Origin of the sequence: Brevundimonas diminuta 3F5N (genome assembly GCF_900163625.1) — a bacterium.
In the GTDB taxonomy this organism is placed as follows: Bacteria; Pseudomonadota; Alphaproteobacteria; order Caulobacterales; family Caulobacteraceae; genus Brevundimonas; species Brevundimonas diminuta_A.
Genome location: NZ_FUIE01000072.1, coordinates 1 through 26,865, shown reverse-complemented (window position 1 = coordinate 26,865; position 26,865 = coordinate 1). Strand labels below are relative to the sequence as shown.

28 protein-coding genes and 2 tRNA genes are annotated in these 26,865 nt (G+C 66.2%); 17 read left to right on the top strand and 13 right to left on the bottom strand.

The window, feature by feature from the left end; translation table 11 throughout:
• The 6 genes from FM111_RS13250 to FM111_RS13225 form a co-directional block, all read right to left on the bottom strand.
• Window positions 1-364 (bottom strand): FAD-dependent oxidoreductase (locus FM111_RS13250; RefSeq protein WP_256968288.1); only part of this gene is annotated, 364 nt, incomplete at its 3' end.
• A gap of 41 nt (window positions 365-405) precedes the next feature.
• Window positions 406-1,140 carry a histidine utilization repressor gene (gene hutC / locus FM111_RS13245; RefSeq protein ID WP_087141398.1) on the bottom strand — a complete coding sequence of 245 codons (735 nt, stop codon included), beginning with the start codon at window positions 1,138-1,140 and terminating at the stop codon, window positions 406-408.
• Between the two features lie 90 nt (window positions 1,141-1,230).
• Window positions 1,231-1,956 carry a PepSY domain-containing protein gene (locus tag FM111_RS13240; protein ID WP_087141397.1) on the bottom strand — a complete coding sequence of 242 codons (726 nt, stop codon included), beginning with the start codon at window positions 1,954-1,956 and terminating at the stop codon, window positions 1,231-1,233.
• 9 nt (window positions 1,957-1,965) lie between these two features.
• On the bottom strand, window positions 1,966-2,583 hold the full coding sequence (locus FM111_RS13235) for a hypothetical protein (RefSeq protein WP_373407977.1): 618 nt from the start codon (window positions 2,581-2,583) through the stop codon (window positions 1,966-1,968).
• Between the two features lie 174 nt (window positions 2,584-2,757).
• Window positions 2,758-5,439 (bottom strand): TonB-dependent receptor, encoded by a 2,682-nt coding sequence (locus tag FM111_RS13230; protein WP_087141403.1) that lies wholly within the window; start codon window positions 5,437-5,439, stop codon window positions 2,758-2,760.
• A gap of 436 nt (window positions 5,440-5,875) precedes the next feature.
• Entirely contained in the window at window positions 5,876-6,424 is a 549-nt protein-coding gene (locus tag FM111_RS13225; RefSeq protein ID WP_256968285.1) for a GNAT family N-acetyltransferase, read from the bottom strand.
• Window positions 6,425-6,648: 224 nt separating this feature from the next.
• Between FM111_RS13225 and FM111_RS13220 the strand changes: the two genes are divergently transcribed.
• A complete protein-coding gene (locus FM111_RS13220) occupies window positions 6,649-9,921 on the top strand; it encodes an amidohydrolase family protein (protein ID WP_087141395.1) in 3,273 nt (1,090 codons plus the stop codon).
• A gap of 228 nt (window positions 9,922-10,149) precedes the next feature.
• On the opposite strand, the gene FM111_RS13215 is transcribed toward FM111_RS13220, so the two are convergent.
• The 4 genes from FM111_RS13215 to FM111_RS13200 form a co-directional block, all read right to left on the bottom strand.
• Window positions 10,150-10,818 carry a DedA family protein gene (locus FM111_RS13215; RefSeq protein ID WP_087141394.1) on the bottom strand — a complete coding sequence of 223 codons (669 nt, stop codon included), beginning with the start codon at window positions 10,816-10,818 and terminating at the stop codon, window positions 10,150-10,152.
• A gap of 121 nt (window positions 10,819-10,939) precedes the next feature.
• A complete protein-coding gene (locus FM111_RS13210) occupies window positions 10,940-11,548 on the bottom strand; it encodes a hypothetical protein (RefSeq protein ID WP_087141393.1) in 609 nt (202 codons plus the stop codon).
• Between the two features lie 49 nt (window positions 11,549-11,597).
• On the bottom strand, window positions 11,598-12,089 hold the full coding sequence (gene msrB / locus FM111_RS13205) for a peptide-methionine (R)-S-oxide reductase MsrB (protein ID WP_087141392.1): 492 nt from the start codon (window positions 12,087-12,089) through the stop codon (window positions 11,598-11,600).
• Window positions 12,090-12,161: 72 nt separating this feature from the next.
• On the bottom strand, window positions 12,162-13,646 hold the full coding sequence (locus tag FM111_RS13200) for a hypothetical protein (protein WP_087141391.1): 1,485 nt from the start codon (window positions 13,644-13,646) through the stop codon (window positions 12,162-12,164).
• Between the two features lie 185 nt (window positions 13,647-13,831).
• Between FM111_RS13200 and FM111_RS13195 the strand changes: the two genes are divergently transcribed.
• Window positions 13,832-14,236 (top strand): DUF805 domain-containing protein, encoded by a 405-nt coding sequence (locus tag FM111_RS13195; protein WP_087141390.1) that lies wholly within the window; start codon window positions 13,832-13,834, stop codon window positions 14,234-14,236.
• Here the strand turns inward: FM111_RS13195 and lipB are convergent.
• The gene (lipB, locus tag FM111_RS13190) at window positions 14,212-14,928 is read right to left on the bottom strand and encodes a lipoyl(octanoyl) transferase LipB (protein ID WP_087141389.1); all 717 of its coding nucleotides are present in this window, start codon (window positions 14,926-14,928) and stop codon (window positions 14,212-14,214) included. The two genes, FM111_RS13195 and lipB, sit on opposite strands and share 25 nt — an antisense overlap.
• 65 nt (window positions 14,929-14,993) lie before the next feature.
• Here lipB and FM111_RS13185 point away from each other — a divergent pair, with 65 nt between their 5' ends.
• The 8 genes from FM111_RS13185 to FM111_RS13150 all read left to right on the top strand — a co-directional run bounded on the left by FM111_RS13185 (window position 14,994) and on the right by FM111_RS13150 (window position 21,434).
• The gene (locus FM111_RS13185) at window positions 14,994-15,245 is read left to right on the top strand and encodes a FliM/FliN family flagellar motor switch protein (protein ID WP_003164329.1); all 252 of its coding nucleotides are present in this window, start codon (window positions 14,994-14,996) and stop codon (window positions 15,243-15,245) included.
• A gap of 107 nt (window positions 15,246-15,352) precedes the next feature.
• A tRNA-Leu gene (locus FM111_RS13180) sits at window positions 15,353-15,437 on the top strand.
• A 62-nt stretch (window positions 15,438-15,499) separates the two neighbouring features.
• Entirely contained in the window at window positions 15,500-16,918 is a 1,419-nt protein-coding gene (mgtE, locus tag FM111_RS13175; RefSeq protein WP_087141388.1) for a magnesium transporter, read from the top strand.
• Window positions 16,919-16,957: 39 nt separating this feature from the next.
• A complete protein-coding gene (locus tag FM111_RS13170) occupies window positions 16,958-17,833 on the top strand; it encodes a lysozyme (protein WP_087141387.1) in 876 nt (291 codons plus the stop codon).
• Between the two features lie 44 nt (window positions 17,834-17,877).
• Window positions 17,878-19,041 carry an isovaleryl-CoA dehydrogenase gene (locus FM111_RS13165; RefSeq protein ID WP_087141386.1) on the top strand — a complete coding sequence of 388 codons (1,164 nt, stop codon included), beginning with the start codon at window positions 17,878-17,880 and terminating at the stop codon, window positions 19,039-19,041.
• Window position 19,042: 1 nt separating this feature from the next.
• On the top strand, window positions 19,043-20,461 hold the full coding sequence (locus FM111_RS13160) for a hypothetical protein (RefSeq protein WP_143276121.1): 1,419 nt from the start codon (window positions 19,043-19,045) through the stop codon (window positions 20,459-20,461).
• 40 nt (window positions 20,462-20,501) lie between these two features.
• Window positions 20,502-20,690 carry a DUF3008 family protein gene (locus FM111_RS13155; RefSeq protein WP_087141401.1) on the top strand — a complete coding sequence of 63 codons (189 nt, stop codon included), beginning with the start codon at window positions 20,502-20,504 and terminating at the stop codon, window positions 20,688-20,690.
• A gap of 105 nt (window positions 20,691-20,795) precedes the next feature.
• A complete protein-coding gene (locus FM111_RS13150) occupies window positions 20,796-21,434 on the top strand; it encodes an exopolysaccharide biosynthesis protein (protein WP_087141400.1) in 639 nt (212 codons plus the stop codon).
• Window positions 21,435-21,436: 2 nt separating this feature from the next.
• Here the strand turns inward: FM111_RS13150 and flaF are convergent, their stop codons facing one another.
• Window positions 21,437-21,799 (bottom strand): flagellar biosynthesis regulator FlaF, encoded by a 363-nt coding sequence (flaF, locus tag FM111_RS13145; protein ID WP_087141384.1) that lies wholly within the window; start codon window positions 21,797-21,799, stop codon window positions 21,437-21,439.
• A complete protein-coding gene (gene flbT, locus FM111_RS13140; RefSeq protein WP_087141383.1) occupies window positions 21,759-22,184 on the bottom strand; it encodes a flagellar biosynthesis repressor FlbT in 426 nt (141 codons plus the stop codon). The genes flaF and flbT overlap by 41 nt, the downstream gene beginning before the upstream one ends.
• A 167-nt stretch (window positions 22,185-22,351) precedes the next feature.
• Between flbT and FM111_RS13135 the strand changes: the two genes are divergently transcribed.
• The 7 genes from FM111_RS13135 to FM111_RS13105 all read left to right on the top strand — a co-directional run bounded on the left by FM111_RS13135 (window position 22,352) and on the right by FM111_RS13105 (window position 26,503).
• Window positions 22,352-22,774, top strand: coding sequence for a hypothetical protein (locus FM111_RS13135; RefSeq protein ID WP_087141382.1), 423 nt, complete (start codon window positions 22,352-22,354; stop codon window positions 22,772-22,774).
• Between the two features lie 8 nt (window positions 22,775-22,782).
• Window positions 22,783-22,989, top strand: coding sequence for a hypothetical protein (locus FM111_RS13130; protein ID WP_256968282.1), 207 nt, complete (start codon window positions 22,783-22,785; stop codon window positions 22,987-22,989).
• Window positions 22,990-23,060: 71 nt separating this feature from the next.
• Window positions 23,061-23,921, top strand: coding sequence for an AAA family ATPase (locus tag FM111_RS13125; RefSeq protein ID WP_087141380.1), 861 nt, complete (start codon window positions 23,061-23,063; stop codon window positions 23,919-23,921).
• 94 nt (window positions 23,922-24,015) lie between these two features.
• A complete protein-coding gene (locus FM111_RS13120) occupies window positions 24,016-24,897 on the top strand; it encodes a methyltransferase type 11 (RefSeq protein WP_087141379.1) in 882 nt (293 codons plus the stop codon).
• 154 nt (window positions 24,898-25,051) lie between these two features.
• Window positions 25,052-25,645: a YfbR-like 5'-deoxynucleotidase gene (locus FM111_RS13115; protein WP_087141399.1), complete on the top strand. Its 594-nt coding sequence runs from the start codon at window positions 25,052-25,054 to the stop codon at window positions 25,643-25,645.
• 40 nt (window positions 25,646-25,685) lie between these two features.
• Window positions 25,686-26,315: an NUDIX hydrolase gene (locus FM111_RS13110; RefSeq protein WP_087141378.1), complete on the top strand. Its 630-nt coding sequence runs from the start codon at window positions 25,686-25,688 to the stop codon at window positions 26,313-26,315.
• Between the two features lie 98 nt (window positions 26,316-26,413).
• Window positions 26,414-26,503, top strand: a tRNA-Ser gene (locus tag FM111_RS13105).
• The last annotated feature ends 362 nt before the right edge of the window (window positions 26,504-26,865 follow it).

The window sequence follows — 26,865 nt, the reverse complement described above, 5'->3', positions numbered from 1 at the left end:
GTTTGCGGGCCGTCGAGCCGGTGGCCAGGATCAGCACATCGTAAGGCTCGACCGTCCCGTCGGCGAAGGTCACGGTCTTGGCCGCAGCGTCTACAGCGGTCGCCATGACGCCGGTGCGCAGCGTGATGTCCTGCTCGGCGTAGAAGCTCTCGGGGCGCAGCAGCAGGTCTTCCAGACCCGCCTCCCCTTTCAGCCAGGCTTTCGATAGGGGCGGCCGCTGATAGGGCGGCGCGCTCTCCTGCCCCGCCAGGACGATCTCGCCCTCGAACCCATACTGCCTCAGCAGCGCCGCCGCCGAGCCCCCCGCGTGTCCCGCGCCGATGATCACAACCTTGGGCATCGCCGCCCCGCCATCAGCCGACATGACCTCTCCTTCAACTCATATGTTTGGATCGCGGCGGCGACTTATGCGCCGGTGGGAACCGCCGGATCGGGTTCAGAGGGCGCGAAACGGGCGCCCAGGTCATAGGCTTCGCCGGGGAAGGTCAGCCGCACGAAGGTGATGCCCTCAGCCCGCCGCCAGGTTCGACGCTCCAGCGACAGACAGGCCGCCGACGGCTCAACGCCCAGCGTCGCCGCCGTCGCCCGCGACACGTTCACGGCGCTGATCTTATGCTCGGCCTCAGTCCAGGGCACTTTTTCAAGCAGCCAGGTGCCGGGCGGAATCTCGTCGAACGCCGCATCCCTGGCCTGAGGAACCGAGGTGAGGCAGATCACCCGCTCCTCCAGGGCGAACGCGCGGCCGCTGCCCTTGTGCAAGCAGCGCAGTTCGATCACTTCGCCCGCAGCGGTCAGACCCAGTTCGCTGGCGTCGCGGCGATGAGCGGCGCGAATCTTCCGCATCAGCAACTCATAGCCATAAGGCTCGCCGCGCTTCTGGATCTCCGCCTGGATGTCGGGAATGTCCAGCAACACGGAATGGATGCGCGGCCTCGCCACGAAGGAGCCGAAACGTTTGCGCCGAACGATCATGCCCCGCTCGGCCAGCGGCGCCAGAGCCTTGCTGACCGTCATGCGCGAGCAGTCGTAGTCGGCCATCAGCTCATGCTCGAAGGGAATGCGAAAACCGGGGGGCCATTCACCCGACAGGATGCGCTCGGCGATGTCGGACCGGATGCGCCGGTGAAGCGGACTGTCCATGCGCCCCTCCCAAGGTCATGGCTGCCTTCTTCAGGCTCTGAAACATGAAGAAGGCCGGAACGCCGCCACGGGCGCCCCGGCCTTTCGTCGTCAGCGGCGACGCCGCTCCTGCAGCCATTCGATGCCGTCGTGCAGATAGGCGAAGTCCTGTCTGCGGAAGGCCTGGAACAGCATGATGAAACCGCTCAGCGCCAGCCACAGGCAGCCGGTGGCGATGATGATGATGAGCGGGTGGTTGAAGCTCTGGCGATCCGTGTAGTCCATGATGTGGATCATCCAGAACACGTCCCACAGCCGCCAGGTGTTGGTCTTGGCGCCCGCCAGTTCGCCGGTGTCGGCGTTCAAGATGAAGGTCGAGCGCTCCTTGTCCGCGAACTCGACCCGCCAGGCCGGCAGGGCGAAGTCACGGGTCTCGAGCGTCGGCTTCTCGACGCGCGTGACCGAGGTGATCGCCGCCGAACCGTTGAAGGCCGCCGTCGCCAGGGTCTTGGCGCGCTCGGCGTCGATGACCACAGGCGCGGCGCTGACCGGATCGACCAGCTTGACCCCCTCGGCGGTCGTCGCCGCGAAGACCCACTGGTCCTGCAGCGGCCGCAGTTCGATCTGCGACACGGGCGCGCCCACAGCCTGGGACACCTGAGCCAGGGACAGCACCTGGGTCGGCGCAGGGATCGGCTTGACCTCGGCCAGGACGTGACCGCCCGTCACCTTGTGATGGTCGATCATGGCCATGACGGCGCCGCTGATGGCCCACAGCAGGAGCTGGATCCCCAGGACCAGGCCGAACCACTTATGAAGTCTGCGAAGTAGAAACATCGATGGTCCTCACGCAGCGGCTTTTTTGCGCACGCGGCGCTTGCGGCGGAAACTGAAGATCAGGAGCCAGGCGCCCGACAGCGACGTCGCCACCATCATCCAGGTCGCGACCTTCAGCAGGGCGTTGTTCATGTTGTCGCGGGTCTCGTAGTCCATGATGTGGAGCATCCAGAAGAAGTCGAAGCCTCTCCACAGGTCATGGCGTCGGGACAGCAGTTCGCCGGTGTGCGGCGAGAGGTAGAGCGTCGGCTTCCACATGCCCTCAAACTCCACACGCCAGATCGGCGCGGCGCGGCCGCGGATCTCGCCGGGGATTTCGGTCAGAAGCTCAGCCTTCACGATCCCGCCCTCGGGGGCGTAGATTCGCTCGGCGCGCTGGCGGGCGCCGGCTTCGTCGATCAGGGGCAGCTTCTGGCCCGAGCGAGCGTCGAACAGCGCCTGCCCGCTTGCATCCGTCACGATGTAGAGCGGCTGATCCAGCTGCTGCACCAACCGCAGGCTCTGAGCCTGGTCGGCGCCTTGCAGGATGGCCGACGGCTCCACCAGGCCGTCCGTCGCGATCGGCTTGGCGTCCGGCGTCCGGATCAGGTGGTTGCCGTGGATGATGTCGATATGGATGGCGGTCATGTAGAGACCGCTCACAATCCAGAACAGGGCCTGAATGCCCATGATGAGCGAAAACCACTTGTGGGTTCTACGCGCCAATAGAGGCCAGCGTATCATTTTATACTCACGGGTTGTGAGAGACGGTTGCGTCAGGCGGCGCTCTAGAACACGCGCCTGACGCACCTCACATCGGTTTTAGTTGAACTGATACGTCAGGCGGACATACCCGCGACGGCCCAGCAGATCGTAGGTCATCGTGTCGGTGTTGCCGTCGGTCCAGCTCTGGATGAACGGGGCCTTCTTGTCGAACAGGTTGTCGATGCCGAAAGCCACGTCGACGTTGTCGTTCACCCGGTAGGAGAACTGGGCGTTGTGGTAGAAGACAGCGTCAGCCTGATAGCCGATATCGCCCGGCGCGGCGTTGAAGTCCGTCGCCTCGCCGATCATCTGGACCGAATAGGTCCCGGCCCAACGCTCATCCATGACCGTCAGGCTGGCGTTCGAACGCCAGTGCGGATAGCCGCCGTTGCCGCCGCCGATATGACCGTCGAAGATGATCGGATCGCCGCCTTCAAAGGGCGTGATGACGTATTCATCCAGATAGGTGGTGTTCCAGTCCAGGCTGGCGCGACGTTGGCCGATGTCGAAGGCGTAGCGCACGCCGATGTCCACGCCCTTCATCGTCTCCAGACCCGTATTGGAGGGCTGGGCCGACAGATAGTTCACTTCACCCGTCAGCGGATTGCGGGTGAAGCTGTCCGGCTTGCAGAACGGGTGGTCCATGTTCGGCGTCGCATAGCAGATCGCCAGCTTGGTCGAACCCGGGATGGAGCGGATGGCGTCCTCGACCTTGATGTCGAAATAGTCGGCCGTCAGCGTCAGACCATTAATCTGCGTCGGCTGCCACACCAGGCCCAGGGTCAGGGTCTCGGTGCTTTCCGGCTGCAGCTTCTCATTGCCGCCGACCGTGGTCAGGATGCTGTTGCCCATCTGCACATAGCCCGCCGGCACGCCCGAGGCGGCGCAGTTGGCGATCAGCACGGCGTCGCCGCTCGTGTTGTAGCGGCTGCACGGATCGGTCGTGGTCAGGTTGCCCTCGGCCACGCCGCCGAACAGTTCCGGCACGCTGGGGATGCGGAAGCCCGTGCCATAGGTGGCCCGCAGGCGCAGGCTGTCGACCACCGTCCAGTTCAGGCCCAGCTTATAGGTCGTGTTGCCGCCGAACATGTCATAGTCCGAGTAACGGACAGCGCCGTCCAACTCGAGCCGCTGCACGAACGGCAGGTCGCTCAGCAGGGGCGCCGACAGTTCGACATAGGCTTCCTTGGCCTTGGTCTCGCCCGCGATCGGATCCTGCTGGTTGGTGTTGGCGTAGCCCAGCACGGTCAGGGCGTCGGGATCGCGCCAGCCCTTCTCTTCGCGATAGACCAGGCCCGCCGCCATCGCCAGCGTACCGGCCGGCAGCTCCATGACCGTGCCGCTGACGTCGAAGGTGAAGCTCTTCTGCTCGTTGCCGCCGGTGTCGCGCGAGTTGAACAGAATGTAGTCCAGCACGTCCTGATTGACGTCGCCCATGCCCAGATAGTCGCCGCACGGCACGGCGGCGCCCGGCGTCGGGCTGCACAGCGAGGTGTTCAGCGTATCGCCCAGCCGTTGCAGGTTGACGATGTTGGTCATGCCGTCGACGCCGGTGTTGCGGCCCCAGTTTGCGGAGGCTTCCCAGGTCCAGTCGCCGGCGATGTCGCCGCGCGCGCCGCCCACGAAGCGATAGGTGTCCGTTTCTTGGAAGAACTGACGCTGGCCCGGCTCGACCAGCAGGCGGCGGATCAACAGCAGATCCTGGCCCGTCGGGTTGGTCGGATGATCGGCGGCGATGCGGATGTCGCGCAGAGCGCCCGGCGCGGCCATCTGGTTGCTCTCACGGTGGGTGAAGAACAGTTCCCCGAACAGGCTGACCTTGTCGGTCAGTTGGTAGTCGGCCAACACGGCCGTGCTGAAGCGTTCGATCGGCGAAGACGCGTTCAGATAACCGTTCGAGTTGTGGTTGTGCTTGGCCGGATTATACGGCTCGTAGAAGTTCCCGTCCCCGCCCGGCGTCTGGTTGAAGTTGATCATCTGCCCGTTCGGCAGAACGGCGCGGCCGCCCGGGGTCGTGGCGCTGGAGATGCAGGTCAGGGCGCCGTTGACCTCGCCCAGGCCGCACGGCGCGCGGCTGGCAAGATTGACCTCCTCGGACTTCTGATAGGTCAAAGCGGCGGTGACGCTGCCCCGGTCGTTCTTGATGCCCCACAGGACGTCAAAGTTCACATCCTGGCCGTCGCCTTCATCGGTGATGCCGTACTTGCCCGACACCTTCAGGCCTTCATAGCCGTTGACGGTGATGATGTTCACCACCCCGGCCACAGCGTCCGCGCCGTAGATGGCCGAGGCCCCGTCCTTCAACACGTCCATGCGCGCGATGATCGGGGTCGGGATCATGTTCAGGTCAGGGGCGCTGTTGGCGCCGGTGCCGCCGTTGACCACGCGACGACCGTTGATGAGCGTCAGGGTCCGGTTGATGCCCAGGCCGCGCAGGTTGACCTGCGCCGTGCCATAGCCGTTGCCGGTCCAGTAGGAGTTCGTCTGATTGCCCGCTGCGCCGGCCGACGACGGCAGGCGCTGCAGCAGAGTCTCGACGTTGGTGATGCCGGTGCGCTCGATGTCCTCGCCCGTCACGACCGTGGCGGGGCCGACCCCGGTGATGTCCTGACGTTTGATCCGGCTGCCGGTGACGACGATGTCGTCAACATTCGTCACATCGACTTCCTGAGCCGACGCCGTTGCGCCGTACATCGTCGCGGCGACAGCCGCCCCCGCCAACAAAAGCCTCTTTTTCATCATCCCCATGCCTTCCCGCTTAGGTATTCATGCAGAACCTTGAGCCCTGAATGCGACGGAACCTGTGCGTGAGGCGTCTTGAGCGTCAAGTCATGTATATACATATGACAGCTCAAAAATCGGCAATATTTATGCTAAAATGTCACAAAATTAGCAAAAAATACTCTGAAAAAGTACCAAAACTTCGATATATCACTAGCCCACCTCGAAAGGCGGGCCAGACATGGCTATTTTGCGTTGATCCAAATGATCATGCGCTTTAAACAGAGCCGTAGATTATTTCATATCTATACTTGAGAAACGGCAATACGCAGCCAAACGCCTTTCCCCTCGAAACAATATGGGGATAGGCGCCATGTTTTCAGAAACACTCAAAAGAACGTCACACGATCGAATCCTGCGACGGCTCCATTGCGCCGTTCGGAGCCGATAGGCGTCACGCCAGGTCGCGCGCCAGGATCATGTCTCCATACTCACGCCCGCCCACGCTGAAGCGCCGCTGGCCCAGCCCGACAAATCCCGCGCGGGCATAGAAGGCCAACGCCCGCTGGTTCTGCGCATAGACGCCTAACAACAGCCGCCGCGCGCCCCGGCGACGCGCCTCGTCCTGCGCCGCCGCCATCAAGGCGCGCCCCAGTCCCCCGCCCTGAAATCGGCTCAGGGCGTAGATCCGCTTCAGCTCCAGATCATCTTCGCGGACCTCGACCTCCGGAAGCTGCGGTTTGTCCAGCAGCGCGTAGCCGATGGGCGCGCCATGTTCGACCTGCGCCAGCCACGCAGCCGCGCCCGCCTTCAGTCGCTCCGCGTAGTAGCCGGAGGCATGGGCGACGCCGCAATGGGAGACGATGGCCGCGCCGTCCAATATCCCGGCGAACGTCTCCAGAAAGGAAGCCGCTCCGATCAGGGCCAAGGCGTCGGCGTCGTCAGCCCCCGCGCTCACGATCGTCCAGGCCGACGCATTCGGCGTTCCATTCGACGCGCTCACTATGAACTCCCTTGTTCGCCGCCCGGAAAGAGCGCCTGCGAGAAGCTCCGTCAGCTGAAGCTTGACGGCAAGACGACGAAATCGCGCAGGGCGCTCGCCACCTTCCGCGCGACAAGCTGCCGAAGATTATTCGGCCTTTGCGCCATTATCCCGACTGGTCAATCCGGACCGCGCGCCGCTAGCTTCGTCTCATCCAAGTTGTTCGAGGGGCTGAGGGGCTTTTCATGAAGCGTATTCTGATGACCACCGCCGCGGCGCTGACCGTGGCCTTTCCGGCGTTCGCCCAGACGCCCGCATCCGGCGGGGCTGACGCGACGCCGAAATGGGACGTGCAGAACCCGATCGGCGCCCAGCGCGACGTCAACATCAACGTCGATGAAGGCACCTGGATGGCGCTGGACGTCAGCCCAGACGGCCGCGAGATCATCTTCGACCTGCTGGGCGACATCTATGTGATGCCGATCAGCGGCGGCGAAGCGCGCCCCATCGCTTCGGGCGTGGCCTGGGACATGCAGCCGCGCTATTCGCCGGACGGCCGCTTCATCGCCTTCACCTCCGACCGCGCCGGCGGCGACAACCTGTGGGTCATGGACCGCGACGGCTCGAACCCGCGCCAGGTGTCGAGCGAGACCTTCCGCCTGCTGAACTCCCCCGCCTGGACGCCGGACAGCCAGTTCATCGTCGGGCGCAAGCACTTTACCTCCTCGCGCTCGCTGGGCGCGGGCGAAATGTGGATGTACCACCGCTCGGGCGGCGGCAGCGGCGTGCAACTGACCGAGCGCCGCACCCAGCAGAAAGACACGGGCGAGCCCGCCTTCTCGCCCGACGGCCGCTACATGTACTTCAGCGACGAATCCACGCCGGGCGGCGTCTTTGAATACTCCAAGGATCCGAACACCCAGCTCTATGTGATCCGCCGCCTGGATCGCGAGACGGGCGAGATCAAGCCCTTCGTCACCGGCCCCGGCGGTTCGGTGCGCCCCACCCCGTCGCCGGACGGCAAGTCGTTGGCCTTCGTGCGCCGTGATCGCTACCAGTCGACGCTCTACGTCATGGACCTGGAGTCCGGGCGCGAGACGCCGATCTACGACGCCCTGGACCGCGACATGCAGGAGACCTGGGCCATCCACGGCGTCTATCCGGGCTTCGCCTGGACGCCGGACAACGGCTCCATCGTCATCTGGGCCGGCGGCAAGATCCGTCGCATCGACGTGGCCTCCAAGGCCGTCAGCGAAGTGCCCTTCCGCGTCACCGACACTCGCCGGGTCCAGGAAACCGCCCGCTTCCCCGTGGACGTGGCCCCGGCCCAGTTCGACGTGAAAATGATCCGCTGGGCCCAGACCTCGCCTGACGGCTCCAAGGTGGTGTTCGAGGCCCTGGGCAATCTGTGGGTCCGTGATCTGCGCAACGGCGTGGCCGGAACGCCGCGTCGCCTGACGCGCCAGAGCGACCATTTCGAGCTGTACCCGTCCTGGTCGCGTGACGGCCGCTCCATCGTCTACACGACCTGGAACGACGAGAACCTGGGCTCCATCCGCGTGGTTCCGGTCGCGGGCGGCGAAGGCCGCACCATCACGACCAACCCCGGCCACTATCTGGAGCCGCGCTTCTCGCCGGACGGTCAGACGGTCGTCTATCGCACCTCCAGCGACGGCTACCTGCGCTCGGCCATGTGGAGCCGCGAACCGGGCATCTACCGCGTCTCCGTGCGCGGCGGCGAGCCGGTCAAGGTCACCGATTCCGGCGCCAACCCGCAGTTCGGCGCCAGCAACGACCGCATCTTCCTGAGCGCTCGCGACGGCGAGAAGCGCGTCCTGAAATCCGTCAACCTGTCGGGCGAGGATGAACGCACCCACCTGAGCAGCGAATGGGCGGCCGAGTTCTCGATCTCGCCCGACGAACGGTGGATCGCCTGGACCGAGCGTTTCAACGCCTATGTCGCCCCCTTCGTCCCGACGGGCCGTCCGATCACGGTCAGCGCCGACGCCAAGGCTCTGCCGCAGACCCGCGTCACCCGCGACGCCGGCGAGTGGCTGCACTGGTCCGGCGATTCAAGCCGCCTGCAGTGGTCGATGGGACCCGAGCTGTTCTCGCGCCCGCTGAGCGAGAGCTTCGCCTTCATGGACGGCGCGCCGGCTGACCTGCCCAAGCCCGCCGAGCATGGCATCAAGATCGGCTTCAGCGCCGACTACGCCCGCCCCAGCGGCGTCACCGTCCTGACCGGCGCCCGCCTGATCACCATGAAGGGCGAAGAAGTCATCGAAGACGGCGTCGTCGTCGTCAACGGCAACCGCATCGAGGCCATCGGCCCGCGCGGCTCGGTCACGGTTCCGGCCGGCGCCCGCGTCATGGACATGGCCGGCAAGACCATCATCCCCGGCCTGGTCGACGCTCATTGGCACGGCCGCATGGGTTCGGACGAGATCATCCCGCAGCAGAGCTGGGTGAACTACGCCGCCCTGGCCTTCGGGGTGACGACGCTGCACGACCCGTCGAACGACAACAGCGAGATCTTCGCCCACAGCGAACTGGCCAAGGCCGGTCGCGTCGTGGCGCCGCGCATCTTCTCGACCGGCACCATCCTGTACGGGGCGGCGACGCCGACCACCGCCGTGGTGAACAACCTCGACGATGCGCGCTCGCACCTGCGCCGGATGCAGGCCATCGGCGCCTGGAGCGTGAAGAGCTACAACCAGCCACGCCGCGACCAGCGTCAGCAGATCATGCAGGCCGCCCGCGAACTGGGTATGATGGTCGTGCCGGAAGGCGGCTCGCTGTACCACGCCAACATGAGCATGCTGGTCGACGGCCACACCACCATCGAGCACTCGGTGCCGGTGGAGCGGATGTACGACGACGCGGTGCAACTGTGGTCTCAGACGGGAACGGCCTACACCCCGACCCTGATCGTCGGCTTCGGCGGCGCCTGGGGCGAGAACCACTGGTATGAGACGACCGACGTCTGGAAGGATCCGATCCTGACGCAATACGTGCCGCGCCGCATCCTGGATTCGCGTTCGCGCCGTCCGGTGAAGACCCCGCCGGAGGAGCTGAACCACATCTCCATCGCGCGTGAGTCCAAGCGGCTGATGGACCAGGGCGTTTCGGTCCAGATCGGCGCCCACGGCCAGCGTGAGGGGCTCGGCGCCCACTGGGAGCTGTGGATGTTCGAACAGGGCGGCATGAGCGCCCACGAATCCCTACGCGTCGGCACCATCAACGGCGCCCGCGCCCTGGGCATGGACAAGGACATCGGCTCGTTGGAAGTCGGCAAGCTGGCGGACCTGGTCGTGCTGAACGCCAATCCGCTCGAGAACCTGCGGGACTCGACCAAGATCGGCTACACCATGATCAACGGCCGTCTGTTCGATAACCACATGAACGAGGTCGGCGGCGCAGAGCGCAAGCCGTTCTGGTTCGAGAGCGAAGACGGTCAGGCCTGGAGCGCCTCGGGCACGGCCTCGGCCGCCGAGACCCACAGCCACACCCACGACTGATCCCGCCGCGAGGCAGGAACGCGAAAGGGCCCGGCATCCGCCGGGCCCTTTTTCGTAGGCAGTTCAGTTTAAGTGTTTCTCGCTGCCTACCTCCGCTCCTCCCGGCTGACGCCGGGATGAGCCGGGATGAAAGGGCACGATCAACACGGCCCCTCGGGACGAGCTCGAGCGTGACGAAGGATGGAAATCTCGCACTTGCACCTTGGAGCGCGGAAAGAGCGGGTGAGACTACTCCCCCAGCCCTCGCACAGAAGCTTCCAACAGGGCGTTACGGCGCGCCGCGCGTCCCTTCAGCCAGCGCATGGCCAGCACAAGCACCAGCACCACCGCGCCGAAGGCCAGCAGCCACAGGGTCGGATTATGCGCCTCGCTCATCATCTCCAGCTTGGCCAAACCCTTGGCGGCCAGATAGCCGGGCGCCAGCATGGCCAGCACCCAGACGAAGGCCGAAGAGACGTTGGCGATCTGGAACACGCGCTGGCGCATCTGCAGCACGCCCACCATCACCGGCACGAAGGCGCGCAGCGGACCGAAGAAACGGCCGATGAAGATGGAGGCCACGCCGTAGCGGCGGCAGTACAGGCGCGTCCAGGCCAGCTTGCGACGGTGCGGGACCAGCAGATGGTGACGCAGCACCCGCGTGCCCAGGCGCCGACCGATCCAGTAGGAAATGGCGTCGCCCATCACCGCGCCGATGACACAGCCGCCGATGACGGTGAAGGGGTCCAGCACGCCTGCGGCCACCAGCCCGCCCGCCGCGACCAGCAAGCCCGTCGCCGGCACGAAGGCGCCAATGACGACCAGAGACTCGAAGAAGGTCACGACGCCAAGGATCACGCCGGCCCACATGGCGTTGCGGGCGATGAAGTCGGCGGCCGAGGTAAGCAAACTGTCCATACTGATCCTTTGCCCGAGGGCATATGGGATCAGCACATAGAAAGGGAATGCGGCGATGCGACGCCACGGGGGAAAAAGCGCACGCCGTGGCCCTCAGGCCGCACTTCGGCCGCCCGATGCCCTATCGCGTGGCGTCGTCAGGCGTATCGCGACGCTCGTCGTCCAACTCGAAAGGACGAATTCGGCCGGCGCGCTCGCGTGGGCTGCGCACGCCCCAGGGCCCTGGCACAGCGCCATAGGCGTCTCGCCAGCCGTAGCCGTCCAGACCGTAGCGTCCCGCGCCAAAGCCATAGGGTCCGTAGCCATAGCCGTAGGCCCAGGGCGCGTTCTTCGTCTGGCTGAAACTCAGGTTCAGCGTGCCGTTCTCGCCCAGCGGCAGAGAGACCGCCGCGCCGAAGTCCTTGTAGCCGCCGGTGCCGATCCCAGCGCTGACCTGGCCGTGCATTTTGCGGGGCGCGGTCTCTTCCCAGGCGTCGGCCCAGGTCTCGACGGGCGGCGCATCGGTCTTGCGCTCGTTGATCCAGCGGGAAATCTGCTCTTCCGTCGTCATGCCGTGCGGCGCCGCCGTCTGAAGCGTCACGGCGGGCGAGGCGTCGCTGACCGTCGCGGCCAAGGCATCGGCGGTCAGCGTCGGCACGGCGCCCGGACCAGCGCGCGGCGCCGTCGAAACCACGCCTTCGGGATCGCTGCTCGCCAGCAAGAGGGAGGCGGCCATGAGTTCGATCAGCATACGCATCTACTCCCGTTCACAAGCACCCTAACCTCAAATGCGGCCAAGGTCAGGCCGTCCCGTCGTCGCGCCCTAAAGGATCAGGCAGAGGCTCGCCTTCAGCCACGAAACTGAGCGCGACCGAGTTGATGCAGTAGCGCAGGCCCGTCGGCGGCGGGCCGTCAGGGAAGACGTGCCCCTGATGGCTGTCGCAACGGGCGCAGCGTGTCTCGACCCGCACCATGCCATAGCTGTCGTCGCGCACGGCGCGGACGTGGGCCGGATCGACGGGTTCGTTGAAGCTGGGCCAGCCGGTGCCGCTCTCGAACTTGGTCCCCGACCGGAACAGGGGCAGCCCGCACTCGCGACAGCAGAAGACCCCTGCCCTCTTTTCACCGAGCAAGGTCCCGCAGAAGGGCGCCTCGGTGCCGTGGGCCAGAAGCACGCGCTTTTCTTCCGGCGAGAGGTCGGCCTCCAGCGCCACGCGCTGGCTGTCGGTCGGGGGCGTCAGGTCATAGCCGGAGGCGGAGCGCATCGGGGCGACGGATTCGATCTGGGTCATGATCTCAAAATAGGAAGGGCCGGACGGTCGTTCCACCGTCCGGCCCTCAATAGCCCGAGATGATCGTTCGGATCAGGCGCCGAACAGGCCGTTCACCCAGGTCCGCACGGCCGCTTCGTCCGTCGCGTCGCCGGCATAGGCCAGGGCGCCGGCCGGGGCGTAGGGCGCGTTGTTGCCGCGCTGACGCGTCGTCCAGGCCTTATGGCCATAGCTCAGGTCAGCATAGTTGGACGGCAGGCGCAGGGTCGTCGGCTCGATGAAGATGGTGTCCTCGGCCGTGGTCGAGCCGGCGATGCGCACGTTCGGCAGACGGCTCAGCAGATCCAGCGTGTCCAGGCAGCCGCCCGAGCAGCCGGCGTCGACCAGAACGATCACCTGGCCCTGCACCGGATTGGCGGCGCCGGTGTCCGGGGTCGCCGGGCGGCCCGGCATGACGAAGGTCGGCTGACCGGCGGCGATGGCGCTGTCGAAGGCGGCGACGATGGCCTGGGTCTGCTCGATCACCGCGCCCGATTCCTGGACGAAGCGCGGGTCGGACACCATGCGGTTCAGGGTGTCGGCGAACCACTGACGGTTGGCGGCGGTGGCGCGATAGGTGATCTGGCCCGCTTCCGGCTGGCGGCTGACGGTGAACTCCGGCGACCAGATGCGGTTGGCCAGGCCGTAGCCGCGCGTGGTGGCGTTGAGCGACGAACCGTTGGCGCCGCGCAGGTCCAGCACGAAGCCTTGCGGTCCGCGAATAGCGGCGGACTGCGCCTCGATCTGGGCAAAGAAGGCGTCCCAGGCGGCGTCATCGGCCAGGGAGTGGACGTTGACCCACGGGCGGCCGTTCACCGTCTCGACCGAGAGCGGCGCACCCGACGGGGTGTAAACGGAGGCGCGATAGGCGGCTTCCAGGTTCTGGGCCGTGGCCGGTTGCGGCGACAAGGTGAAGTCGCGGGTGCGGCGGCCGACCTGGAATTCGCAAGTGCCCGGCACGCCCGTCGTCATCGGATTGTTGCGGTTCCACAGCAGATAGGGGGCGCTGCGGACGCGGCCAGCCTCGGTCGTCAGATCGCCCTCGAACTGATCCAGCTTGGCCTTGGCCAGATCTTCGATCGGCTCCGCGTTACAGCTCTTGAGCACGGCGCCCAGCGGCGGCGCGCCGCGCACGCCCGGCTGAACATAGGAGACGACATACTGACCGTTGCGCCAGGCCGTGGCCACGCCCGGCCAGCTGGTGGCGAAGAACGGGCCCAGGCCCTCATAGGTCGGACGGGCCGCGATGTTGGAATCGCGGAAGCCGTTGGCGTACCAGCGCAGCAGATAGGCGTGGCTGTCGCCGCTGTTGACCTGACCAGCCTTGGCCTGGGCCTGCTGCAAGCCGGCGTCCAGCCAGGCGCGGAACGGAGCGCTGGCGTCGCCCGGCACCACGGCGGCCGGATGATTGTCGCGCAGGGCCGTGTGCATCGCCTGAAGGTCTTGCCGCGCCAGATCGCTGAAGTTCTGCGCCGAGGCGGCCGAGGCGGCGAAGCTCAGGGCCAGTACGGCCGCCGAAGCGGAAAGCAGGCGTTGCATAGGGGTTTCTCCCAGTCCGTTCAGTGTGCGGGTTGGTCGTGTTTTAGACCCATTAACGGCGCCGTCGCCACCCCTGTGACGAAATTGCACCGCTTTACGGGTCTCGACGTTTACGCGCGCCTGTTTCCCGACTAGGCCGTGAGTTCCGCAGGCGCAAAAGGCGCCGAAACGCCGCGTGCTTGCGAATGACCGCCCTGGTTGATCTTTTCCTGAACTCCACGGGACGCATCGGTCGAATTCGCTTCGTGGCGGGCGCAGCCTGCCTGGTCGGCGCCTGGGTCGCCGCGGACATCCTTCTGCGAACGCCGGGCTGGCTTCACGCCCTAATCGCCGCCGCCCTGCTCTACTGCGGCTTCTGCATCCTGTCCCAACGCCTGCATGACCGGGGTCGTTCAGGGTGGTGGAGCGGACCGATTCTGCTGGCCTTCGCCCTGGCGTGGCCGCAACCGCTGACGATTCTGGATTGGGTCGCAACGGCCGCGCTCGCCCTGGTCGCCTTCGATCTGGCGATCCTGCCGGGTCAGAAGGCGTTCAACCGCTACGGCGCCGCGCCCGGCGACCGACTTCAGAGCGGCGCGGCGCCCGGCTGAACCGGCCCGAACACCTGCTGGAAGGACGACTTCAACGCATCGTCCGCCTCGTCCATCGTCGCCAGCACGCCCAGATCGACCAGGCTGGTCACGCCGTGTTCAGTGATGCCGCACGGCACGATGCCGCCGAAATGATCGAGGTCCGGCTCCACGTTCAGGCTGATGCCGTGGAAGCTGACCCATTTGCGGACCTTGACGCCGATGGCGGCGATCTTGTCCTCGCGGCTCCAGCCCGCGCCCTTGCGCTCGACCCAGACGCCGACGCGACCCTCGCGCATCCCGGCCTCGACGCCGAAACGATCCAGGGCGCCGATGATCCAGTCCTCCAGCCCACGCACGAAGCCGCGCACGTCCTTGCCGCGTCGGTTCAGGTCCAGCATCACATAGGCCACGCGCTGGCCCGGTCCGTGGTAGGTGAACTGCCCGCCCCGTCCCGTCCGGTGCACCGGAAAGCGATCGGGCGCCAGCAGGTCGTCGTCCTTGGCCGAGACGCCTGCAGTGTAGAGCGGCGGGTGTTCCAGCAGCCAGACCAGCTCCTCGGCCTCTCCGGCGGCGATGGCGGCGACGCGCGCCTCCATGGCGGCCTCGGCGGCGGCGTAGTCGACATAGCCGGACGACAGCGCCCATTCGACAGGACGGCCGTCTTCGCGAAACAGGCGGCGTTGGGAAGAGTTTAACGGGTCGGCAAGCATGATGCCCTCAATGTGGGGCCTAACGCGGCGGCGCAAGGGCCGCCCGTTGATTTGCGAGTACCGTCTTGAGCCAGATCGAAGCCGTCGATGTCGAGATTTCGGTCGTGCTGGGCCGCTCGGTCCTGCCGATGCAGCAACTGCTGCGGATGGGCCGTGGCGCGGTGATCCCGCTGGACGCCTCGGAAAAGGACGAGGTCTGGATCCTGGCCAACAACCACCCCGTCGCGCGCGGCGAGATCGAGATTCGCGACGACCGCATCGCCATCACCGTGACCCGCCCAGCCGATGTCTATGACTTCATGGCCGGAGCCGCCTGAGTCATCCCTCGCCTGTCAGGAGAAGGATTTGCGCCTCTCTCCGCTATTTCCGCAAAACGCTCTTTTCTTTCCGTCGGCTCTCCGCTATTGCCCGCCCTCCGATGCGAGCGGTCGTGGCGGAATTGGTAGACGCGCAGCGTTGAGGTCGCTGTGGGGCAACCCGTGGAAGTTCGAGTCTTCTCGACCGCACCATCTGATCTGACAGGGCGAATCTCGGCTAGATAGGCTGAAATCATCACAGAGGAGGCAGATACGTGACCCACACGGACTTTGCCCCTCTGCGCCCCGAAGACCCCCACCTCGAAGACGAAGATCACGCCGCCCTCGGTGAAGACTACGCCCTGACGGCGGCCTTCGTCGAAAAGGTGGTGGACGCCGCGGACGACGGCGACGGGATGCGGCTGCGCAACCTGCTGGAAGACCTTCACCCCGCCGACGTCGCCGATCTGATGGGCTTCCTGACCGCCGAGCACCGCTCGGTCGTAGTCCAGTGGCTGCCGCCTGAACTGCTGGCCGAATCCCTGCCCGAGATGGACGACGGCATCCGTGAAAAGGTGCTGGAACGCGTCCCCTCGGCCACCCTGGCCGAAGCCTTGCAGGAACTGGATTCGGACGACGCCGCCTCGGTCGTCGAAGACCTGGAGGACGACCAGCGCGAGCGCGTGCTGGCCGCCATGCCCGAGGTCGAGCGCGCGGCCATCGAATCCTCGCTGGGCTATGCGGAGGATTCGGCCGGGCGCCTGATGCAGCGCGAGTTCATGGCCGCGCCGCAGTTCTGGAACGTCGGCGACACCATCGACCACGTGCGCGCCCAGGGCGACGACCTGCCCGAGCTGTTCTTCGACATCTATGTCGTCGATCCGATGAATCGGCCCGTCGGCGGCGTCGCCATCAGCCGGATGCTGCGCAGCCCGCGCGCAACGCCCCTGATCGAGCTGATGGAGCCGGTCAACGCCATCGAGGTGGACGTCGACCAGGAAGAGGTCGCCTACATCTTCGAGAAATACCACCTGATCTCGGCGCCTGTGGTCGATACGGGCGGACGGCTGGTCGGCCAGCTGACCGTCGATGACGTGGTCAACATCATCCAGGAAGAGAACCGCGAGGACATCCTGCGCCTGGCCGGCGTCGCCGACGAGGACCGCTCGTCCAGCGTGTTCGAGATCGTGCGCGGTCGCGTGCCGTGGCTGGGCATCAACCTGTTCACCGCCATGCTGGGCGCCAGCGTCATCGCCCTGTTCGAAGGCACCATCCAACAGATCGTGGCCCTGGCCGTGCTGATGCCCATCGTCTCGGCCATCGGCGGCAATGCGGGCACCCAGGCCCTGACCGTCACCGTGCGCGCCCTAGCGACGCGCGAGCTGAATGCGTCAAACGCCCTCAGAACCTTCTGGCGCGAGATGGCCGTCGGCTTGGCCAACGGATTCGTCCTGGCGCCGTTGATCGGCCTGGCGGCGGGCTTCTGGTTCCAGGACTGGCGCATCGGCGCAGTCATCGCGGCGGCCATGATCCTGAACCTGCTGGTCGCGGCCAGCGTCGGCGTGCTGACCCCGCTGACCCTGTCCAAGCTGAAGTTCGACCCGGCGGTGTCCTCGGCCGTGTTCGTGACGGCGACGACCGACTTCTTCGGCTTCCTGATCTTCCTCGGGCTGGCCACCATCGTCCTGCTGTAAATCTGACCTGAAACGGCCCCGTCCGTTTCGGAACAAGGCTTGCTCCGCCCCAGCCAGGGCGAGAACGCCCGTTTCGAATTGGGTCAGTCCGTGTCCGCAGCCGCGCCGCAACGCCGCAAGATCTCTCGAGAAGGCCTTCTGCTGATCAAGAGCTTCGAGGGCTTCCGTCCGCGCACCGTGCTGCGCCGCGACGGGACCCCCGTCATCGGCTACGGCCACGCGCGCTCGGCTCGCCCCGGTGCCGTGGTCAGCGAGGCCGAGGCCGAACTGCTGCTGCAATACGACCTGATGCCCATCGTCGCCCTGTTGAACGAGCGAGTGCGCCTGCCGCTGAACCAGCATCAGTTCGACGCCCTGGCCAGCTTCATCTTCTCCATCGGCCTGGAGCGGTTTCAGGGGTCGGACGTTCAGGCCAAGCTGGATGCGAATGCGCCGTCCGAAGCCGCCGTCGCCCTGTCCGCCTGGCCCGAGCGCGCCTCGCCGCCGGTCGACGCCCTGTATCGCCGCCGCTCGGCCGAGCGCGCCCTGTTCGACACGGCGCCCGATCAGCCCGCCCCTCTGGACGCCCTGCTGACCGCCCCGGTGCGTGGGCCGGGCGCCGCCGAACCGCCCGCCGACGCCGCCCCGCCGACGGCCGCCGTCCTGCGTCATGAAGCGCGCGCCGCCGCACCCGATGCGGCACTGGGCGACAAGGGCGCCGTCCTGTTCATCGGCGGCGTCGGCGTCCTCGCCTTCCTGGCGGGAATCGCCGCCTTCCAGCGCGCCTGGCGCGCCCCCACGGCCAGCGACGCGACCGTCCTGATCGGCGCCGGTCTGGCCATCGCCGGTCTGGTCTTCATCGGCATGGCGGCCTGGAGCGCCTTGCGCGCCAAGGCTTCAACGACGGACGCCGCGAAGCAGAAACAGTCGCGCTAAGAGGCGTCTTTGCGAAGCTCGCGCACGATGCTACGCCTTGCGGCATGAGCATTCCCTTCGCGCCCCAATCCATGGAATTCGGCCTCGGCGAGACCGCTGACGCCATCCGCGACACCACCGCCCGCTGGGCCGCCGAACGGCTGGCCCCCCGCGCCGCCGAAATCGACGAGAAGAACGAGTTCGCCCGCGACCTGTGGCCCGAAATGGGCGAGCTGGGTCTGCACGGCATCACCGTCGAGGAAGAGTTCGGCGGCCTCGGCCTCGGCTATCTCGAACACGTGGTGGCGATGGAAGAAGTCAGCCGCGCCTCGGCCTCGATCGGCCTGAGCTACGGCGCCCACTCCAACCTGTGCGTCAACCAGATCCGCCGCTGGGGCACGCCCGAGCAGAAGACGAAATACCTGCCCAAGCTAATCTCGGGCGAGCACGTCGGCTCCCTGGCCATGTCCGAGGCCGGCTCGGGTTCGGACGTCATGTCCATGCGCACCCGCGCCGAGAAGAAGGGCGACCGCTACGTCCTGAACGGCACCAAGTTCTGGATCACCAACGCCCCCTCGGCCGACACCCTGGTCGTCTACGCCCGCACGGGCGAAGGCAACGGCGGCGTCACTGCCTTCCTGATCGAAAAGGGCATGAAGGGTTTCAGCGTCTCCAAGAAGCTGGACAAGATGGGGATGCGCGGCTCGGACACGGCCGAACTGGTGTTCGAGGATTGCGAAGTCCCCGAAGAGAACATCATGGGCGGCGAGGGGCGCGGCGCGGCCGTGCTGATGAGCGGTCTGGACTATGAACGCGCCGTTCTGTCGGCCGGCCCGCTGGGCATCATGCAGGCCGCCCTGGACGTGGTCCTGCCCTACGTCCGCGACCGCAAGCAGTTCGGCAAGGCCATCGGCAGCTTCCAGCTGATGCAGGCCAAGGTGGCCGACATGTACGTCGCCCTGAACAGCGCCCGCGCCTATGTCTATGCGGTGGCCCGCGCTTGCGATCAGGGCAAGACCACCCGCTATGACGCGGCGGGCGCCATCCTGCTGGCCTCGGAAAACGCCGTGAAGGTCTCGCTGGAGGCCGTCCAGGCCCTGGGCGGCGCCGGCTACACGAAGGAATGGCCGGTCGAGCGCCTGGTCCGCGACGCCAAACTCTACGACATCGGCGCCGGCACCAACGAAATCCGCCGCTTCCTGATCGGCCGCGAGCTTCTGGGAAGCTGACGTGAGCTGGCGGGGGGCTTTGCTGGGCGGTGTGGGCGCGCTTTTCGCCTCCGCCGCCTGGGCTCAATCTCCCGCCGCCCTTCTCGATCAGAACGCTTTAACGGCGCAGGCCGAGCGCGTCGAACGCCACGCCGAGGCGCTCAGTCGCCTGTGGCCCGGATACTGGCCGCAAACCCAGCCCTTCATCCTCTATGCCCCGGATATCGGCGCCGTCTTCGGCGGCGACCGCCTGCCCGGCACGCCCCGTTTCAGGCCCGGCCGTTTGGAGGGCGCTGAGTTTCATTTCGTCCTGGACTATCCGTCCGGCCGACCGGACACGGTCCTGCTGCGCCCCGACGGTCCCGACGACGACCTGTCGACCCTCTTTCACGAACAGTTTCACGACTTCCAGAACACGGCCTTTCGCTGGACATCACGCGACGGGCATCAGGAATTCGTCGACCTGAACTCCATTCCCGATCTCCCCGGCTTCATCGCTGCACTGGATCTGGAGCGCCTGGTTCTTCAAGCCGCCCTGCTGGAGCCTGACCTGAGCGTCCGGCGACATCTGGCGCAAACTTATCTGGCGCTCAGGACAGCACGCAGCGCCGGTCTGCCTGCCGAAATCCTGGCGGTGCAGCAACAAAGAGAATGGTCCGAGGGCACGGCAGAGTTCATCGGCCTCCAGGCCAGCAACCTGATCGCCGGCCGCCCTGACACGGCCCTGCCCCGCGCCATCGCCGACAATCTTACCGTTCCCGGCGAAAAGGACATGAGCCTGGTTTCCGAGCTGTTCCGCTGGCGCGCCTACCCTGTCGGCGCCGCCCTGACCTGGCTGCTTGCGGACCTCGACGCGGACCAGTGGCGAACCCACATCAGTCGGGGCGTCCCCCTGGACGCCCTTCTACGCCAGACGATCGGCGAAGGTTCGGCCGAGGATGTCTCCGCCGCCGCCGCACGCTTTGACCATCCCTCCCTCAAGACTAAGGCCGCCGAGAGACTGGCCCAGGCGCCCGAAGGCGTCACGAGCCGCGAAGCCTTCCTAGACCAGGCTCCCCACTGGCTGGTGCTCGAACTGAAGGCGCCCAGTGTTCGTGGCAAGGATGTCCAGTTGTCTTTTTCAGCGGCGACGATGACCCCGCTGGCCAGCGGCGGCATCGCCTTGCCTCATGGCATGGTGGTCATGGAGGCTCCAGGTTTTGCGCTGAAGAGCAAAGGAATCCCGGCTCTGATTGATGTTCCCGTGGGCGTGGCCGCCGACGCCATGATCGTCCATGCCGTCAGCCTGCCCGTTCCATTGGCCGACCTGCGCGAGTTTCGCGTCGACGAAACGATCGTTCTCGAGAACCAAGGCTTATCGCTGCGTATCACCACGCCGAGCGAAATCCATCGCCAACTTGGCCAAACCCGGATCAGCCTGACCCTGCCCCAGGAACCTTGAGGCAGGCGGGCAGTTGCCTTTCACGCGAAAGGAGATCGTCATGCCCGCCAAATCCGCCGCCCAGCAGAAAGCCGCCGGGGCCGCCCTGTCGGCCAAGCGCGGCGATACGCCCAAGTCCAAGCTGAAGGGCGCGTCGAAATCCATGATGGAATCGATGACCGAAGAGCAGTTGGAAGCCTTCGCCCACACCCGGCGCAAGGGCAAACCCGAGCACGTCGCAAAGCACTGATTCAATGGCGGATGGCGTCCTGAGGACAGGACTGCATAACAGGGTATGGCGTCGGCCCCCGCGCGCCCCTACGGTGCCTCCAATCTTCGCCCTGAGTCCCGCTTGATGTCGCTCGTTTCCACGCCGCCGCCTGACGAACGCCGCACCTTTTCCGACATGTTGGAACGACTGGGCGAAGGCGAGTCGGAGAAGCTGTCCCTGCGCGAGATGGTCGAAGGCTTCGGCGAACGCGGCTTCGGCGCCGTCATCCTGATGCTGGCGCTTATGGCGCTGTTTCCGTGGCCGCCGGGCGGCAAGGCGGTCTTTTCCGTGCCGATTATCCTGATCGCCGCCGAACTGGCCCTGCAGCGCGACAAGGTCTGGCTGCCGCGCTGGCTGCTGAACCTGTCGGTGAACCGCGCTTCCTATTGCGCCGCCGCCGCGAAGATCCTGCCGCGCCTGCGCCGGGTCGAGCGCCTGACCCGCCCCCGCTGGCCGGTGCTGACGGGCGAGGCGGCCGATGTGGTCATCGGCCTGATCTGCATTCTGCTGGCGTTGATGATGGCTCTGCCGGTGCCGTTCGGGGACGCCCTGCCCGGCCTGACCCTGGCGCTGTTCGGCCTGGGGATCATCCAGCGCGACGGCGCCTTCATCGTGGCCGGCTTCTTCGGCACGGCCGTATGCGGCGTCTATCTGACCCTGGTGTGGGCGACAGTGGTCGCCGTCGTCGCCGGCATCGCCGAATGGGCGACGAACCTCTTCTAGGCTCAGCCCGCGTCGGTCTGGCCGCTGAGGCCCTGCATGATCATGCGATTGATGTCGATCAGGGTCGAGAAGTCGTCTTCGCCCCGCATGACCTCGGACGTGTTGCGATTGACGAACAGGCTCAACGAGATGAACTGCGCTCGCATCGCCTGGGGCATGGCGTTGTCGGGGTCCGAGCAGGCGGTCGCAAGCGTCGACCACAGCCGACGGTTCCAGTCCAGGGCGTCCATCCGCCCGGCGACATCCGACTTGTCCAGGGTCGAGGCGTGCATCAAGGCGCGCGTCACCTGGCCGAACAGCCGGTATTCCATTTCACGCGGTGATTCAGCCCGCGTCGCCGCCGTCTTGTACGCCTGAAGCGACATTGCCGAGCCTTTGGTCTTCGTAATCAACGATTTTGCGAGCGCCCATCAGGGCCTTGTAATACTGGCGCGCCAGCACGTGCTTGGAGCAGGCGACGCATTCCGTCAGGATGTCCGGATTGCGCACCGCCCCCATGAACTCCGTCAGACGCAAGGCGAATTCATCATAGAATTTCGGCGCTTCCGACTCATCCAGATACATCATCATGACGGGGAAGTAGATGCGGCGCGCAGGCGTGGTCACGTCCTCGGGCTGCATGATGTCCTTCTCGCGCAGGACGCTGGCCTTGTTCTGCAGGACCAGGACGCCGCGACGGTCGCCGTTCTGCACGACGGCCCCGTTCAGCACGAATTTCTCGCCGGGCTTCAGCGACAGTTTCAGAGGCAAGGGAAGGTCTCCGTGGCGCCGCCCTCACCGTGACGGCCGGCCGCTGAAGAACTGTAAAGCGACGTGGTTAACCATCCCTTCACTTCGAGCGCTTCCCAGCGTCACGATCGCGCAGACGGGAACGCCCTGCCGAGCCGAGCCGTTGACCTTTCGGAAGGGAGACGACGATGGCAGGACCCGAATTCGAGACCGACGGCCAGGACCAGGCCGAGGTCTATGACGAGACCCATCTGGACGATGAAGGCGACGGCGATCTGTCGTTCGATGAAGCCGACGACGTGCTGGACGTCACCCAGATGGACGGGGACTCCGACGCCGAACCCTTTGACGAGGATGACGCCGACCTGGACGCCGACCTGGCTCTGGACGGCATAGAGGCCGAGGCCGACGCCCTGCTGGGCGTCAATGGCGTGCGCTTGAACGAGACGGACGGCGACGGCGCCACGACCTCGGGCGCGAACGAGATCGAGCTGGTCTACGCCGGCTTGATGCGCAACCAGCGCGGCGCCCAGGCCAGCGCCGCCCACTGGGAAGCCAAGCGCCTCTCTGACGACGACATAGAGGACCTGGGCTATGGCCCCGAACAATGAGGGATTTCATGACCGAACATCATCCGACCAAGGCTCAGGAAGACGCCGATCCGAACACCCCTCCGGCCAAGCGCGCGCCGCGCGAGAGCGGCAAGCCCGATCAGCTGAAGGATAAGGAAAAGGGCGCCGAAAACCGCCAGGAAGCCCTGATCGACGAAGGCGTCGAGGAAACCTTCCCCGCCAGCGACCCGGTATCGGCCAAGCGCATCACCTGACGCCTGCCGCCTGTTCACGCGCATCTCTTTAAGCTACCTGCTCCTTTCCCCCGGAATGGAGCAGGTTTCGCATGAGCCGGTTCGAAGGCACGTCCAACTACATCGCCACCGACGACCTGAAGGTAGCCGTCAACGCCGCCGTGGCGCTGGAGCGCCCGCTGCTGATCAAGGGCGAGCCGGGCACCGGCAAGACGGTTCTGGCTTATGAACTGGCCCGCGCGCTGAACGCCCCGCTGATCACCTGGCACGTCAAGTCGACCACCAAGGCCCATAACGGCCTGTATGAATATGACGCCGTCAGTCGTCTGCGTGACAGCCAGTTGGGCGACGAGCGCGTCCACGACGTGCGCAACTATCTGAAAAAGGGCAAGCTGTGGGAGGCCTTCACCGCCCCCGCGCGCCCCGTCCTGCTGATCGACGAGATCGACAAGGCCGACATCGAATTCCCCAACGACCTGCTGCAGGAACTCGACCGCATGGAGTTCTACGTCCAGGAAACGGACGAGACGATCCGCGCCGAGATCCGCCCCGTGGTCGTCATCACCTCGAACAATGAGAAGGAGCTGCCGGACGCCTTCCTGCGCCGCTGTTTCTTCCACTACATTCGTTTCCCCGACGCCGAGACGATGCAGGACATCGTCGAGGTCCACTTCCCCGGCATCAAGCCGCGTCTGGTCGCCGAGGCGCTGAAGACCTTCTATGAAATCCGCGACACGCCGGGCCTGAAGAAGAAGCCCTCGACCTCGGAACTGCTGGACTGGCTGAAGCTGCTGCTGGTCGATGACGTGGCGCCGGAGGCCCTGCGCGAAAAGACGCCGGGCAAGCTGATCCCGCCGCTGCACGGCGCCCTGCTGAAGAATGAGCAGGACGTGCATCTGTTCGAACGACTGGCCTTCATGGCCCGTCGCGAAGGCGCCCGTCCCGGCGGCTGATTTCAGCCGCTTTCCCGTCGCCTTTCGATTACCGCGATTTCACTGGTCCCGCCGCGCTTATGGCGCACAATCGGGGCCTGGAGTGGAGCCGACCATGCAACACATCACCTGGCCCGTTATCGCCCTGGCGCTGATGACCGCCGCCTGCGACAACGGCGGCGCGGTGCGCATCACCACCTCCACGACCTCGGACTCCTCGGGCGTGCTGAAGGTGGTCGACGCCCTGCAATGCCCCCAGACCCAGGGCGTGCTGACGCGCAAGGGCTCGGCGCGGGCTGACGGCTCCTGCGTCTACAGCGGCCCGCGCGGCTCGGAAGTCATCCTGCGGCTGGTTCAGCTGGACGGCGGTTCGGCGCAGGACGCCCTGAAGCCCTTCGAGACCCGCCTGACCGCCGACCTGCCCGAGGCCATGGCCCAGGTCGAAGCCGAAAACGCCCGCGCCGAAGCCGAAGCCGCCAGGGCTGAGGCCGACGTGGCCAGGGTCGAGGCGGACGCGGCCCGCGCCGAGGCCGACGCCTCTCGTGCTGCGGCCGAAGCCGCCTCCGGCGACTCCGCCCACGTCAGCGCGCCCGGCGTGCGCGTCGACGCCCAGGGCGACAAGGCAACCGTCCGCCTGCCGGGCATGCGGATCGACGCCGACGGCGACCGCGCCAACATCCGCATCGGCGGCCTGACCATCCGCGCCGACGACAAGTCCAGCCGCGTCGACGTCTCGTCCGGAGACGACGCCGTAAAAATCGAAGCGACCGACGGCGCCGCGCGCATTCGCACCAGCGCCGCCGGGGAATCCGTGCGTTCAACCTTCCTGATGACGGCCGACGAACCCTCCGCCAGCGGCTGGCGCACCGTCGGTTATGAGGCGCGCGGCCCGGTCGGCGGCCCCATCGTCGTCGCCACCGTGCGCAGCAAGGACCGCGATCCGGACCGTCTGTTCGACGCCGCCAAGGCCCTGGTGACCCTCAACGTCGGCGATTAACCCCCATCTATCGCAACGGCCGCCCTTGATCGCGCGTTCGGTCTGAGTCACCAGCCTGAGCATGCGCAGCATCAAGACCTTGGCCGAAGAAATCGAAGACGCCGGCCCCGCGCCCCGAGTCCGCAAACCCAAGCCGCCTCGCGCCTGGCAACGCATGTTGTCCGGCCGCCGTCTGGACCTGCTGGACCCTTCGCCGTTCGACATCGAGATCGAGGACATCGCTCACGGCCTGGCGCGCGTCGCCCGCTGGAACGGCCAGACGATCGGCGAACACGCCTTCTCGGTGGCCCAACACTCGCTGGTGGTCGAAGAGATCGCCGCCCACATCCGGCCGGGGCTGGAGCCGAAATGGCGCCTGGCCGCCCTACTGCACGACGCCTCGGAATACGTCATCGGCGACATGATCTCGCCGTTCAAATCGGCGCTCGGCGCCGGCTACAAGGACTTCGAGGCGCGTCTGGAAGCCGCCATCCACGTCCGCTTCCAGCTGCCACCCAAGACGCCGCAGACGATCAAGACCCTGATCAAGAAGGCCGACAAGGCCTGCGCGTTCTACGAAGCGACCCAGTTGGCCGGTTTCACCCGTCGCGAGTCGCTGCAGATTTTCGGCGCCCCGCCGCCCGGCTATGATCTGATCATCGAGCCCCAGCCCGCAGCCATCGCCCAGCAGCGCTATCTGGACCGCTATCGCGTTCTGGCTGAAGCTGTCGGCATCCTGCCCGGCGCCGACGCCTGGCACACCGAATAGTCAGGCGCAGCACAGAGAGCGGCGGACGCAAGGGAGACGTATGGCGCAGGCGCGGACGGAGGCTTCATCCTCCCACACCGGCATAAGGATCGGCCTGTCGGCGGTGATCATCGCCCTGCGGGACCGTGAAGCCGTGGTTCTGACCACCCATGCCCCCGACCTGACCGCCTGGGCGGGCGACGACGCCGCCCGCAAGGGCCGCGTAGACGCTCTTTTCGCCCTCGCGCCCGGCGCGCGCTGGAACGAGGAGCGCGTGCTGGACCGCTATGAGCTGCTCTATGAAGCCGGCTTGGTCGAGGAGGCCGCGCGCGACAACGGCCGCCTCGCCCCCGCCTCCCCAGGCGACCTGCCCATGGCGTCCGACCACCGCCGAATCCTGGCCACAGGCGTCGCCCGCCTGCGCAGCAAACTCAAATACCGGCCTGTTCTGTTCGACCTGACGCCCCCGACCTTCACCCTGTCGGCGCTGCAGGCGGCGGTAGAGGCGGTTGCGGGCCTGTCGCTGCACAAGCAGAACTTCCGCCGAGGGGTCGAACGCACCGGTCTGGTCCAGCCCACGGGCGTTTTCACCAGCGACACCGGCGGTCGTCCCGCCGAACTGTTCCGCCATGTCCGCCCCGAACCGGGCGACGGCGGCGCCTTCGGCCTGTCCCTTCCCGGACAGCGTTGAACCGCCGTTCAAATTTCTTCGCCGTCATGGCTTGCAGCCATCGCAGCCTTTGATTAGAGAAGCCGCTCGCTCAGCCCCATTAGGGACTACCGACCCGCGGAGAGGTGGCAGAGTGGTTGAATGTACCGCACTCGAAATGCGGCGTACGTGGAAGCGTACCGGGGGTTCGAATCCCCCCCTCTCCGCCACATCGCTTTGCTAGCGATTTGATTTCCTTTGATTATTTATCAATGCGTCGAGCCGGTCCCTACTCCAGTCCCTACTTTGTGCGGAGATAGGGCGGGATAAGGCGGGACGTTTTGCCGCTATCGGAAGCTTCGCGCAGGGCAACTTTTAGTTTGAAAACGGACCCAGTGCGAACGGACCTTGGCCGCCGGTGTCCGGGGTGAACGCCGCAGGGTTTCAGATACCCCCTGCTCGCCCGCGCTGAACTGACCGACGCCCAGCGGGCCGAACACCACGTCCGCCACGAGGAAATCCTCAAGCGGAAAGGACGGAACCGTCAGGTTAACTGAGCACATTCAAAAAGCCCCCAACCCTGCAAAATATC